10 protein-coding genes are annotated in these 13,667 nt (G+C 67.4%); 6 read left to right on the plus strand and 4 right to left on the minus strand.

The genetic code is table 11. The features are described 5' to 3' along the window. The 3 genes from NKT36_RS08970 to NKT36_RS08980 form a co-directional block, all read right to left on the minus strand. Positions 1–1,464, minus strand: a complete 1,464-nt coding sequence (locus tag NKT36_RS08970) for an ABC transporter permease (RefSeq protein WP_327050710.1) — start codon at positions 1,462–1,464, stop codon at positions 1–3. Between the two features lies 1 nt (position 1,465). Continuing rightward, positions 1,466–2,482: an ABC transporter permease gene (locus NKT36_RS08975; RefSeq protein ID WP_327050711.1), complete on the minus strand. Its 1,017-nt coding sequence runs from the start codon at positions 2,480–2,482 to the stop codon at positions 1,466–1,468. A 196-nt stretch (positions 2,483–2,678) separates the two neighbouring features. Then, positions 2,679–4,514, minus strand: a complete 1,836-nt coding sequence (locus NKT36_RS08980) for an ABC transporter substrate-binding protein (RefSeq protein ID WP_327050712.1) — start codon at positions 4,512–4,514, stop codon at positions 2,679–2,681. A gap of 322 nt (positions 4,515–4,836) precedes the next feature. Between NKT36_RS08980 and NKT36_RS08985 the strand changes: the two genes are divergently transcribed. From NKT36_RS08985 to NKT36_RS09005, 5 genes are all read left to right on the plus strand, one after another. Next, a complete protein-coding gene (locus NKT36_RS08985) occupies positions 4,837–5,010 on the plus strand; it encodes a DUF7556 family protein (protein ID WP_327050713.1) in 174 nt (57 codons plus the stop codon). A 197-nt stretch (positions 5,011–5,207) separates the two neighbouring features. Next, a complete protein-coding gene (locus NKT36_RS08990) occupies positions 5,208–5,627 on the plus strand; it encodes a PPC domain-containing DNA-binding protein (RefSeq protein WP_327050714.1) in 420 nt (139 codons plus the stop codon). A 1-nt stretch (position 5,628) separates the two neighbouring features. Then, the gene (locus NKT36_RS08995; protein ID WP_327050715.1) at positions 5,629–9,795 is read left to right on the plus strand and encodes a DNA-directed DNA polymerase II large subunit; all 4,167 of its coding nucleotides are present in this window, start codon (positions 5,629–5,631) and stop codon (positions 9,793–9,795) included. A gap of 368 nt (positions 9,796–10,163) precedes the next feature. Next, positions 10,164–10,709, plus strand: coding sequence for an orotate phosphoribosyltransferase (gene pyrE, locus NKT36_RS09000; protein ID WP_327050716.1), 546 nt, complete (start codon positions 10,164–10,166; stop codon positions 10,707–10,709). Between the two features lie 4 nt (positions 10,710–10,713). Next, the gene (locus NKT36_RS09005; protein WP_327050717.1) at positions 10,714–11,238 is read left to right on the plus strand and encodes an NUDIX hydrolase; all 525 of its coding nucleotides are present in this window, start codon (positions 10,714–10,716) and stop codon (positions 11,236–11,238) included. Between the two features lie 47 nt (positions 11,239–11,285). Here the strand turns inward: NKT36_RS09005 and NKT36_RS09010 are convergent, their stop codons facing one another. Continuing rightward, positions 11,286–12,560, minus strand: coding sequence for a tRNA(Ile)(2)-agmatinylcytidine synthase (locus NKT36_RS09010; RefSeq protein WP_327050718.1), 1,275 nt, complete (start codon positions 12,558–12,560; stop codon positions 11,286–11,288). Positions 12,561–12,706: 146 nt separating this feature from the next. On the opposite strand from NKT36_RS09010, the gene NKT36_RS09015 reads away from it, so the two are divergent. After that, positions 12,707–13,660, plus strand: a complete 954-nt coding sequence (locus tag NKT36_RS09015; protein WP_327050719.1) for a transcriptional regulator — start codon at positions 12,707–12,709, stop codon at positions 13,658–13,660. Positions 13,661–13,667 lie beyond the last annotated feature (7 nt).

Genomic DNA, 13,667 nt, shown 5'->3' on the forward strand with positions numbered 1-13,667 from the left:
TTATGCACCAGTCCCTCCTGCAGCACTGACTTCGGCACCTTCGCCCTCGCCGGAGTCGCTCTGCGGGTCGATGGCGTCGCGGATGCCGTCGCCGAGCGCGTTGAACGCGGTCACGACGAGCACGATCATGATGCCCGGCAGCAGCGAGATGTGCCACGACGGGCTCGCGACGTAGCCCTGGCCGACGTCGACCGCGCGGCCCCACTCCGGCGTCGGCGGGGAGATGCCGAGGCCGAGGAAGGAGAGGCCAGCGACGGCGATGATGATGCCGCCCAGGCTCATCGACGCGTACACCAGCAGGTAGCCCAGGATGTACGGGGCCATGTGCTTGCGCATCGTGACGCGGGGTTTCTGTCCGAAGCTCTTCGCGGCGTCTATCCACTCCTCCTCCGAGACCTGGAACGCCGGCCCACGCACCGAGCGCCACAGGAACGGCCACCCGGTTCCGGCGAAGATGAGCGCGAGCACGAACGCGCCGTTGTAGATGCCCGCTATCCAGGTGCCCTGGAGGACGAAGGATAGCAGTATCAACAGTAGCAGTCGCGGGAGTGACATGATGGAGTCGCCGATGACGACGGTCACGAGGTCGACGAGTCCCTTGTAGTAGGCCGTCAGCAGCGCGACGGCGACCGCGATCAGGCCGCTCAGTCCGATGGCGGTGATGCCGATGAACAGCGACACGCGCGCCCCGTGTACCATGAACGTCCACATGTCCTTGCCCGACGGCAGCGTTCCCATCGGGTGGAACCGGTCGTAGTCGTCGTAGGTCATCGGCCCCACGTTGTGCGACCCGGTGGACTCCGACCGGAGGTTCGCCTGGCCGACGAGGACGGTCTCGACCTCGCCGGTCTCCTGGTCGAGGTACTTCGTCTCGTGGGCGTAGGGGTTCTGGATGTTCTCCTCGATGGTCGTCGTCCCGAGCGCCGGGGCGAAGATCGCCATCACGACGAACAGGAACACGACGATGACGCCGAAGATGCCCCACTGGTGGTTGCGGAACCGGTTGATCATGTCGTCGCGCGGGGTCCAGTCGGCGTGGCGGTAGTGCTCGCGGTAGGTGAGGTAGCCCTTCCAGAGCCAGGCCAGCCAGACGAGCGCGTAGGCGTAGATGAGTACGGTCCGCAGCGCCCAGACGACGGCCGGGGACAGTCCGAGGAACGTGCCGCCCCATCCGCCGCCGGGCAACCGCCAGCCCTGGTTGTCGAAGATGTCGCGCGTGAGCAGCGTCGGGAGGCCGGCGAGCAGGTCGCCGAGCGCGGCGAACGGCGCGACGACGGCCGCGATGAATCCCGGCAGTTTGTCGGCGACCAGGTCCCACGGCAGCGACATCACGAGGTTCATCAGCGCGCCGAACTCCACCGCGACGAGCAGCGCCACGCCCGCGATCCACAGCAGCGCGGGACGCGGCTCGTCCGCGACCATCTCGCGGAACGACCGCTCGCGGTCGGCGTCTGCGATGCTCATCTCAGGCACCTCCCTCGTACCCCACGCGGGGGTCGATTATCGTGTACAGGAAGTCCTGCACGATGTTGATGACCACGACCATGGTGATGTAGACGAACATGAGCGATCCGACGAGCGGCAGGTCGGCCTGCATGACCGACTGGTAGAACAGGTAGCCGAGACCCGAGATGGAGAAGACCGTCTCGACGAGGACGGACCCGCCGATGAGCAGGAACGCCTCGCCCGTGATGATGGGCACCAGCGGGATGAGCGCGTTCCGGAAGATGTGCTTCCAGACGAGCGCCCGCGGCGGGACGCCCTTCGCGCGCGCCGTCTCGATGTAGTTCGAGTTCACGGTCTCCAGCACCGCCGTCCGCCCGATGCGCATCTCGTTCCCCATGGACGCGGACCCGAGGACGAGCGCCGCGGGTGCGACCATCTTGAACGCGACCAGCATCTGGTGCGGGTCGAAGGGGTCGCTGAGCGGCGGCGCGCCGACGACGTTCGTCGAGACGATCCAGTTCTGCCAGTCGAAGCCGAAGAGCACGCTCTTCGAGTTCGAGAGGATCTGCATCAGGATGACCGCCAGCCAGAAGTTCGGCATGGCGCGCCAGACGATGCCGCCGAACGACGCGGTGTAGTCGCTCCACGTGTTCGGGTTGAGGCCGGCGTAGAAGCCGAGTGGGATGCCGACGAATATGGCGATGAGGACCGACCAGAAGCCGAGCCAGATCGTCCGCGGCGCGTACTGCGCCAGCAGGGTGTACACGCTCGTGTCGGGCTGGATCACCCACGACTGGCCCAGGTCGAACGTGAACATGTTGATCATGTAATCGATGTACTGTTCCCACAGCGGCTGGTTGAGCCCGAGTTCCACGGCGATCCGTTTTGACGCCGACGGCGTCGCCTTCTGGCCGAGGATCGCGCTAATGGGGTCCATCGGACCCATCCTGATGATGACGAACGTCACCGATGCCCCGAACAGCAGGATCGGAATCGACAGGAGCAGACGGCGTGCGAAGTACCGCCACCGGCTCATGGCGGTACGAACACCCCCGTCACTGCTCTGTCAGCCTCGTAGGTTCTGTTGCACCCGTTGTGAACCACTTTCATGACTGATTCGTATGCGAATTTCGCGCTCTCATCATTATGTCTTGCGATAGCATCCACTGTTTCTGTACAGAATAGGGACTATGCCTGCTGTCCGCTAAAAAAAGAAGCCGAACGCGGCGGTGTTACTTGTCGAGCTTGACCTCGTTGTACATCTGCCGGCTGTAGCCGCCACCGCCGAACTTCGGCGCCTCGACGTGGTCGTACGTGTAGCGCTCTTCGAGGCCGTGGTAGACGGGCAGCTGACCGACGTCTTCCCAGTTGGCCTCCTCCATGGTGACGTAGGCGTCGTTACGCGTCTGCTGGGCCTCGTCGGTCGGCTGGGTGTTGTTCGAGACGGTCTCCCAGGCGTTCTTCGCGCTCTCGGCGGCGTCGGTGCCCTCCCAGTTCATGTAGGAGAGCGGAGCGCTGAGGTCCGTGCTGGACTCCGGCGGGTACAGCAGGTTGAGGAAGTTGTCCGGCCGCGGGTAGTCCATGATCCAGCCGAGCGAGTACGCCTCGAGCTTCCCGTTGCGGCCGCGCTGGGTCAGCGTCGAGAACGGCGTCTTCTCGACGTTGATGTTGATGTGCGCGGAGGCGAGCTTGTCACGCAGAAGCTTCGCCACCTTCGGCCACGCGGTCGAGGACTTGTAGACCGTGAACGTGAACTCGAACTTGTTGTTCGGGCCGTAGTCGGTCTCCTCCTCGATGAGCTTCTGGGCCTTCTCGAGGTTGCTCTCGTTGTAGCCGTAGGGGTACTTGTTCTTGGCGTGCTCCTCGTACTTCGGCGCGCCGCCGGGGTAGATGGCCGGGGGCGTGAAGTGGTACGCAGGGGTGCCACGCTCCTTGAAGACCTCCTTGACCAGGGAGTCCTGGTTCATCGCGTAGGCGACGGCCTGCCGGACGGGCTTCGGGATCGCGTCCATGTTGAAGCCCATGTAGTAGGTGTTGATCGGCATGACCTCGAGGTAGTCCATCGTCTCGCCCTCGGCCTCGTACTCGCCGACGGTCCGACCGAGGTCGTCCTTGGAGGTGTTCTTGACGGCCTTCGGGTCGTACTTCGAGGTCGGCATGTCCGCGCTGTAGGCGAAGTCCACGTTGTTGTTCTTGAAAGCGAACGTGTGACGCGCGTTGGCGTCGGACATGATGTTCCAGGTGATGCCGTCGACGCTCGGGGCGGTCCCGTGGTAGTCATCGAAGGCCTCGACCTTCGCCTTGTTGTTGCTGCTCCAGTTGTTGAACTCGAACGGACCGCAGCCGATGGCCTTCTTCGTCGCGAACTCCTTGTGGGACATCTCGCCGTCGTAACCCTCGATGTCGCCGACGATGCCCTTCGGCAAGACGGCGAAGGAGGTGTACGCCAGCATCTCGAGCGTGGCGTGGAACGGCTGCTCCATCGTCATCTTGACCGTGTAGTCGTCGACGGCCTCGACGGAGATGGTGTCCGGCTTCGCGACGCTGAGTTCGTGCTCCTCGCCCTCGGAGTCCTTGTAGGTCTTCGTCGTGCTCTCGTGCTTGACCTTGAGGATGCTGAGGATGAAGCGTGCACGCCGGGAGTTCTTCGACTCCGCGAGGCGCCGCCAGGAGTAGACGACGTCCTCGGCGGTGACCTCGCCGTAGTCACCGTGGAACTTGACGCCCTCCTTGAGTTCGAACGTGTACGTCGTCAGGTCGTCGGAGACCTCGTGGCCCTTCGCCACCAGGTTCTCGACGTTGACCTCCGCGTTCGGGTAGTTGAACAGCGGGTCGAAGACCTGCTGGATGACCGTCCCGGACGCGGTCCCCGTCGACTTCACAGGGTCCAGCGTGGTCATCGTCGAGTTGATGAGCTGCAGGCGGTTGTCGCCCTGCTCGTTGTCGTCGTTATCGTCGTTGCTATCTTCGTTGTTGTCGCCGGTACAGCCGGCGATCGCTGCGGCCGATGCCGCACCGCCAGTCGCCTTCAGGAACCGCCGACGGGTCAGGTTGTCAGTATCTGTCATCCAAACCGTGGTTGTGTGTCACGGCGGATAAACTTACCGCTTGAGTTTTGGTCCGTTGCCGTATTAAAGCGCCCATTTATTGCATTATCTGCTTGGTTCGTGTTTATCCCTGGCAGAAGAGTCACTTCATCGCGGACGATGTCGAACGTGACTGTCCGTCGGTCTCACACCCGTCCGCTTCGCCCCTCCGTAACGTTCAGAAACGGGGAGTAACGGCGGATTTCTCGGAGAGAACGCCAGAAATCGGCGTCTTCGTGTCATGGTCTAGTGACTGTCTCGCCGATTCGGAGGTCTTATATTCCGTGGTATGCATTCTCAAAGTATGACGCCGGATACGACTGCAGTGTCGGCACCGGTCGCAGAGGACGCCGAGGTCATGTCCTCGGTGGACGACGACGGTCGCGTGGAGCGACTCGTCATCGCCGACATCACCCGGGACAACGAGTGGCTCTCCATGCCGGTAGCCGACGCTGCATCGCTTCCGGAGTGGCGATAGGTCCCCGATTACGCACAGCCCTTCGCAGGTACGACGTCCTCCTTCTTCCGCGTCGCCCCGCGGCCGGCGCGTCGCAGTCACACTCTAGCGCCTTCTCCGCGCGCCCGCCGACCAGGCGTGGCGCGAACCGGTCACCTTACGTGATGATAAGGGGCCGATACTCAACCTTTTTTGCCTCGGCCGGGACTGAAACAGGTATGGACTATCGGGAGGTATCCGGGGACCGGGAGTTCGTCGCCCGACTCGGACACGGCGCTGACTGGCGCGCGGAGATCGAGTCGCTCGCGGACGACGAGGGCATCGACGCGGCCTGGTTCGTCGGCATGGGTGCGGTGCAGGACGCCGACGTCTGGTTCTACGACCAGGACGACCAGGAGTACCACGAGGTGAGTTTCGACGAACCGATGGAGGTCGCCGCCTGCGTCGGCAACGTCTCGCTGCTCGACGGCGAGCGCTTCGCCCACACCCACGTCGTGCTCTCGCGCGAGTCCGGGCAGGCGCTTGCGGGCCACCTCGACGCGGCGACCGTCTTCGCCGGCGAACTGTACGTGCGGACGTTCGACGAGCCGCTGGTTCGCGAACACGACGAACCGACCGACCTCGACCTCTGGCTGTAGCATGCGGGAGGAAGACCGGCAGTACTTCGAGCGACTGGAGGCCGACCTCGACGACGCGTTCGACGTCGCCGAGCGCGCGAAAGAGCGCGGCGGCGACCCGAAGCCTGAGGTCGAGATACCGGTGGCGAAGGACATGGCCGCCCGCGTCGAGAACATTCTCGGCATCGACGGCGTCGCCGAGCGCGTCCGCGAACTGGAGGGCGAGATGAGCCGCGAGGAGGCCGCGCTCGCGCTCGCGGAGGACTTCGCCGAGGGCAACGTCGGCGACTACGAGACGCGGGCCGGCAAGGTCGAGGGCGCGGTCCGGACCGCGGTCGCGCTCCTCACCGAGGGCGTCGTCGCCGCGCCCATCGAGGGCATCGACCGCGTCGAACTGCTGCAGAACGACGACGGCACGGAGTTCGTCAACGTCTACTACGCCGGCCCCATCCGCTCTGCGGGCGGGACCGCACAGGCGCTGTCGGTGCTCGTCGCCGACTACACCCGGACGCTGGTCGGCGTCGAGGAGTACGACGCCCGTTCCGACGAGATCGAGCGCTACGCCGAGGAGATCACCCTCTACGACAACGAGACGGGCCTGCAGTACTCGCCGAAGGACAAGGAGACGAAGTTCATCGCCGAGCACATGCCGGTCATGCTCGACGGGGAGTCGACGGGCGACGAGGAGGTCTCGGGCTTCCGCGACCTCGAGCGCGTCGACACCAACAACCCCCGCGGCGGCATGTGTCTCGTCCTCGCCGAGGGGATCGCGCTGAAAGCGCCGAAGATACAGCGCTACACCCGCAACCTCGACGAGGTCGACTGGCCCTGGCTCCAGGACCTCATCGACGGCACCATCGGGAAGGACGACGGCGGCGACGGCGACGAGGAGGAGAGCGAGGCGGCGACCGACGACGAGGGCGGCGAGGAGACCGACGACGCAGACGAGGAGCCCGACCCCGCCGCGCCCGACGGCCCGCCGCGCGTCGACCCCTCCGAGAAGTTCCTCCGCGACCTCATCGCCGGCCGTCCCGTCTTCACCCATCCCTGCGCGACCGGCGGATTCCGGCTGCGGTACGGCCGCGCCCGCAACCACGGGTTCGCGACGGCGGGCGTCCACCCGGCGACGATGCACCTCGTGGACGACTTCCTCGCCGCTGGCACCCAGATCAAGACCGAGCGGCCCGGCAAGGCCGCCGGCGTCGTGCCGGTCGACACCATCGAGGGGCCGACGGTCCGCCTCGCCAACGGCGACGTGCGCCGCATCGACGACGCCGCGGAGGCGCTGGAGGTGCGCAACGGCGTCGAGAAGATCCTCGACCTCGGCGAGTATCTCGTCAACTACGGCGAGTTCGTCGAGAACAACCACCCGCTCGCGCCCGCCTCCTACACGGTCGAGTGGTGGGTGCAGGAACTCGAAGGGACGGACGCCGACGTCCAGGCGATGCGCGACGACCCCTCCATCTCCCTCGACGACCCCGACGCGGCCGAGGCGCTCGAATGGGCGACCGAGTACGACTGCCCGCTCCACCCGAAGTACACCTATCTCTGGCACGACGTCTCCGTCGACCGCTTCCTGGCGCTCGCCGACGCGGTGGACGACGCCACGGTCGACGACGGCGACCTCGTGCTCGCTCCCGACGACGGGGTCCGGGAGACGCTGGAGGCCCTGCTCGTCGAGCACTACCAGGGCGAGCGGTTGCGGGTCCCCGACTGGGAGCCGCTCGTTCGCTCGCTCGGCTTCGACGCCGACCTGGAGCGCGCCTGGACGCCCGAGGACCTCTCCGCGACGGCCCGTTCGTGGGGCGACGACGAGGACGGCGACAACGCCGTGAGGGCCGTCGCGGAGGTCGCGCCGTTCGCGGTCCGCGAGCGCGCGCCGACCCGCGTCGGCAACCGGATGGGCCGCCCGGAGAAGTCCGAGAGCCGCGAACTCAGCCCGGCGGTCCACACGCTGTTCCCCATCGGTGAGGCCGGCGGCGACCAGCGCGACGTCGCCAAGGCCGCCGGCCACACCGAGGGGATGTCCGGCACGCGCGGCGCGGTCGAGGTGCAGGTCGGCCGCCGCGAGTGCGAGAACTGCGGCACCCACACCTTCCGGGCGCGCTGTCCGGACTGCGACGGCCACACCGTCCCCCACTACGAGTGCCCCGAGTGCGGCACCGAGGTCGAACCCGACGAGTCGGGGCGCGCGGAGTGCCCCCGCTGCGAGGTCGAGGCTACTAGCGTCGAGACGCGCACCATCAACGTCAACGACGAGTTCCGCGACGCGCTGGAGGCGGTCGGCGAGCGCGAGAACGCCTTCGACGTGCTGAAGGGCGTCAAGGGGCTGTCGTCGTCGAACAAGACGCCCGAACCCATCGAGAAGGGCGTCCTCCGGGCGAAACACGGCGTCTCGGCGTTCAAGGACGGCACGGTCCGCTACGACATGACCGACCTCCCCGTCACCGCCGTCCGGGCGTCGGAACTCGACGTCTCCGCGGACCAGTTGCGCGGACTGGGCTACGACGAGGACGTCCACGGCGAACCGCTCCGCCACGACGACCAGCTCGTCGAGCTGAAGGTCCAGGACGTCGTCCTCTCGGACGGCGCGGCCGAACACCTCCTGAAGACCGCCGACTTCGTCGACGAACTGCTCGACGACTACTACGGCCTCGAACCGTTCTACGAGTTCGACGACCGCCAGGACCTCGTCGGCGAACTCGTCTTCGGCATGGCGCCCCACACCTCCGCCGCCGTCGTCGGCCGCATCGTCGGTTTCACCAGCGCCGCCGTCGGCTACGCGCACCCGTACTTCCACGCAGCGAAACGTCGGAATTGCTTCCACCCGGAGGCGAAGGTCTGGTACGAGGACGAGGCCGGGAGGTGGCACCACGCCGAGATTCGGCAGCTGGTCGAAGACCGCCTCGACGACCCGCGGACGGACGACTTCGGTGCGCTCGTGGCGGAACTTGATGGCAACGTGCACGTCCCGTCGATAGACGAGGACGGCGACCGCGTCCTGAAGCCGGTCGACGCCGTCTCGAAGCATCCTGCTCCGGACCACATGCTGGAAATCGAGACGCGGAGCGGCCGCGAACTGACGGTGACCCCGGACCACTCGATGCGCCGGTGGACGCCCGCCGGCGTGGAGGAGGTCGACGCGCGCGAACTCGAACCCGGCGACGAGATTCCGTCTCCCAGGTTCACTGAGGTCGACGGCGGACAGACTGCCGACGGTACCGTTGCGGTTGACTCTGACAGGAAGTCCGAGACGCTCGCGGACGCCCGCGACTCGACGCCGGTTCGCTCACAGCGCCTCTTCGGCGACGGCGGCGACCTCTGGCTGGACGAGGTGGCGTCCGTCGAGGTGGTCGAGAGCGACCTGGAGTACACCTACAGCCTCACCGTCGCGGACACCCACACGCTCGTCGCGAACGACCTCTTCGTCGGCCAGTGCGACGGGGACGAGGACTGCGTGATGCTGTTGATGGACGGCCTGCTGAACTTCAGCAAGGAGTTCCTGCCGGACAAGCGCGGGGGCCAGATGGACGCGCCGCTGGTGATGTCCTCGCGCATCGACCCGAGCGAGATCGACGACGAGGCGCACAACATGGACATCGTCGACCAGTATCCCCGGGAGTTCTACGAGGCGACGCGGGAGCTGGCCGACCCCGGCGAGGTCGAGGACGTGATGACCATCGCGGAGGAGAACCTCGGCACGGACCGCGAGTACACCGACTTCCGGCACACCCACGACACGAGCGACATCGCGCTCGGCCCGGACCTCTCGGCGTACAAGACGCTCGGCTCGATGATGGACAAGATGGACGCCCAGCTCGAACTCTCCCGGAAGCTGCGCGCGGTCGACGAGACGGACGTCGCCGAGCGGGTCATCGAGTACCACTTCCTGCCGGACCTCATCGGCAACCTGCGGGCGTTCTCGCGCCAGGAGACGCGGTGTCTCGACTGCGGCGAGAAGTACCGCCGGATGCCGCTCACCGGCGAGTGCCGGGAGTGCGGCGGCGACGTGAACCTCACGGTCCACCAGGGGTCGGTGAACAAGTACATGGACACCGCCATCCAGGTGGCCGAGGAGTACGGTGCCCGCGAGTACACGAAACAGCGCCTGGAGATCCTCGACCGCTCGCTGGAGAGCGTGTTCGAGAACGACAAGAACAAACAGAGCGGCATCGCCGACTTCATGTGATCCGGTGAGCGCGTGTTTCGTCGGCGCACGTCGCTAACTCGGACCATTCTACTGGGAAGCAGCGACGGCAAGTTCAGCGAATGTGGGGAGTACAGCTTCGGTGTCGACCACCTCGAAAGCCCAACCCGTGTCGGCTGGCCGGGCAAGCTACGAGGAAGGGACTGAAAGGGGCTGGCGGCTCCGGGAAGACGGGCGACGTAAGCACCGCAGCCGCCGGAGGCGGCGAGGAGCGCAGCGAGCGCATCGACCGGAGCCGCCAGGGGCTTTCGAGGTGGTCACGGCTGTTCGAGGGGCCAGATTGCATCTGCCGAACACTCCACGCAGCGACAATCGTCCCGCTTATACCGCTCCGCGAACCCTTTCCGGGTATGACGAACGAGGAACTCATCGCGGCGCTCAGGGACGCCGACGCCGTCCGGTTCGGCGAGTTCGAACTCTCCCACGGCGGGACGAGCGACTACTACGTCGACAAGTACCTCTTCGAGACGGACCCCCACTGCCTGGAACTCGTCGCCGAGGCGTTCGCCGACCGCCTCGACGAACTCGGCGCGAGCGAGACGAAGCTCGCCGGCGTGGCGCTGGGCGCGGTCCCGCTGGTCGCGGTGACGAGCGTCGAGACCGGCAACCCCTACGTCGTCGCGCGCAAACAGCAGAAGGAGTACGGCACGGCGAACCTCATCGAGGGTCGCCTAGCGGAGGGCGAGGAGGTCGTCGTCCTCGAAGACATCGCGACCACCGGCCAGAGCGCGGTCGACGCCGTCGAGGCGCTCCGCGACGCCGGTGCCGAGGTGAACCGCGTGCTGGTCGTCGTCGACCGCGAGGAGGGCGGCCGGGAGAACCTCGCCGAGGTCGACGTGGAACTGGAGTCGCTGCTGACCGCGACGGAACTGCTCGACGCCGAGGCCGACGACTGAACGGATGGTCTCGCGTCCCGCCGACTACTGTCCGCACTGCGGCGGCCGACTGGCGACGACCGACGTCGACGGTCGCCAGCACTTCCGCTGCGACGACTGCGACCAGACGGTCTGGCACAACCCGGTCCCGTGTGCGAACGTCGCCGTGGTCGACGACGACGCGGTGCTGCTCGTGCGGCGCGCCGCCGAACCCGGCGTCGGTGACTGGACGATCCCCGGCGGCCACCTCGAACGCGACGAGTCACCCGCCGAGGGCGCGGCCCGCGAACTCCGGGAGGAGACAGGGCTGGGGGTCGGGTCCAGCGAACTCTCGCTGTTCGACGCGCGGACGTTCCACTCCTACGAGGGGAAACACGTGACCTCGCTCGGGTTCGTCGTGGCCGCCGAGCAAACGTCGGGCGCGGTCGCCGCGGGGTCGGACGCGACCGCCGCCCGGTTCTGGACGCCCGCGGCGCTCGACGCCGAGGACGAACCGTTCCGCGAGAACCACCGCGAGCGGTTCGAGGCCGCGCCGTCGGTCGTCCGGTAACGCGTTCGACCGGCGTGCTCCGGTCGAGCGTCGCCGCTCGCGCTCCGCTATCGCTCCGGATGGGTCGGCGCGTCGAACCCGCCTCTGACGAGCGGTTTCGCGACGTGCCGGCGCGCCGCCGGCGGCACCTCGTACCAGCCGCGTTCGAGGTCGCGTTCGACCACCCGTTCGACCTTCCCCGGCGCGCTCGTGTTGCAGTCCCGGCAGCGGTAGCCCTGGTCAGCGCCGGCACTCTCCATCGAGCGGCCGCAGTCGGGGCAGTCCGGCGTGACGAGTTCGGTGGCGTCGAGTCGCCGGACCGCGAACTTCTCCAGCTTGAGCGTTCCCTGCGAGACCTCGCCGCAGACCGTCACGCGGTCGCCCGGCCGCAACGCCCGGACGCGGTCGCGGAAGCGCTTCGTCGGTTCGAACGCGGCACACTTGAGCGTGGCAGCACTGTCGTCGTCGCGGAGTTCGAGGAAGACGTGACCGCCCCGGCGCGTCTCGGGAGCGGTCGCGACCGACCCGGTGACGCGGTAGGCGTGGCCGTCCTCGACCGTCGCGAGGTGGCCGTCCTGCAGGTGGGCGTCGGTGCCCTGGTTCGTCACGAACAGCGCGGTGCGCTCGACCGATTCGCTCTCGATGCCGTCGGCGACCGCCCGGACGGCCTCGGGGTCGTCGCCCCGGATGCCGTGGAGGATTGGCCCCGGCGTGTGTGGGACGCAGACCGCCTCGCCCGTCCCCCGGTCGACGGTGTCCCAGGCGCGAGGGTAGGCGTCGTCAGCAGCGGCGAACAGCGACTCGTGGTCGACCTCGCGCGGCGTCCCTCTGCGTTCGGGTTCGCGGTAGGAGATGAACTCGTAGGTCCACTCGTCGAACGCGGTCCAGGCGCCTACCGCCGCGAGCGCGCCGATCTTCCCGCGGCCGTTCTTCCAGCCGGCAGCGCGGTAGTCGGCGGCCGCGACCTCCCGCTCCGCCGCTTCCCGGCCGAGGAGGTCGCGGACCGCCCGGCGGGCGAAGTCGGCCACCGCGTCAGGTGCGTCGTCCGGCGCGTGCGGCGCGACGACGAGGCCCGGGTTCGTCCGCGGGTCGTCGGTCTCGGCGATTCCGGCGAGTTCCTCGCGCGCGAGGGCGAACGCGCGGTCGGCGTCGAGGTCGGTGTGGACCGCGAGCGCGGCGTTCCCGCGGGTCTTGTGTTCGACGGCGGGGTTGAGGCGGACGAGGAGGAGTCGCGCCACGTCGCCGCCGGCCTCGCGCACCCGCTCGGCGACCCGGGTGGCGAGGTACGTCGTGCACATCCCGCGCTCGCGGGAGTCGGTGTCGTCGACGCCGATGACTGTCACGCCCGCCGGTAGTCGCGTGGCGAACTAACGGCTTTCGGAGCCCGGTCGAAGTATATGAAGCTGCCGCCGACCGAAACGATAACCGCAAGCAGCCGTCGACCCGCAGCGACGCAACGTATATATATGGGAAACACTTACCTTCGGCCATGTCCCGCTCTGCGCTGGTCGGCAACGTGACCGCGATGCTGGAGGACGCGGGATTCGTGGTCAGCGACCGGTGTGCGATCCGGCCCAAGAGCTTCGACGTGGCGGCACGTCGTGGTCCGGATCTCCTGCTGTTGAAGATCCTCGGTAACATCGACGCGTTCGACGCTGCGACAGGCACCGAGATGCGACGACTGGGGACGTACCTCGACGGCACCCCCATCGTCGTCGGCCTGCGGACGCGCGACCAGGACCTCGAACCCGGCGTGGTGTACTTCCGCCACGGCGTGCCGGTCCTGTCGCCCGACACCGCGATGGACCTCTTCGTCGAGGGCGTGCCGCCGCTGGTGTACGCCGCACCGGGCGGTCTCTACGTCAACATCGACGGCGAGGTACTGAAGGACGAACGCGAGGAGCGCGGCTGGAGCCTCGGCCAGCTCGCGTCCGAACTCGGCGTCTCCCGGCGCACCGTCTCGAAGTACGAGGGCGGCATGAACGCCAGCGTCGAGGTGGCGCTCGAACTGGAGGAGATGTTCGACAGCGACCTCACCAGCCCCGTCTCCGTGCTCGACGGGGCCGACGAGATCAACGACGAGCCCGAACCCGACGAACCGGACGCCGGGAAGGGCGACGAGCACATGGTGACGGTGCTCACCCGCGTCGGCTTCACCGTCCACCCGACGACGCGCGCGCCGTTCAAGACCGTCAGCGAGGACGACCGCGAGGCGCGCGTGCTCACCAGCCACTCCACGTTCAACGAGGCGGCGGAGAAGCGCGCCCGCATCATGAGCTCCATCAGCCAGGTCGCGAAGACGCGCTCGGTCTACTTCGTCGACGAGGCGCGCCGCGAGACCGTCGAGGACACGGCGCTGGTCGAGCGCGACGAGATAGAACAGATCGACGACGCCGAGGAACTGCAGAAGCTCATCCGCGAACGCGCCGAGACGCCCGCCTGACGCCCGT

The sequence above is a fragment of the Halomicrococcus gelatinilyticus genome (genome assembly GCA_024227995.1).
Classification (GTDB): domain Archaea; phylum Halobacteriota; class Halobacteria; order Halobacteriales; family Haladaptataceae; genus Halomicrococcus; species Halomicrococcus gelatinilyticus.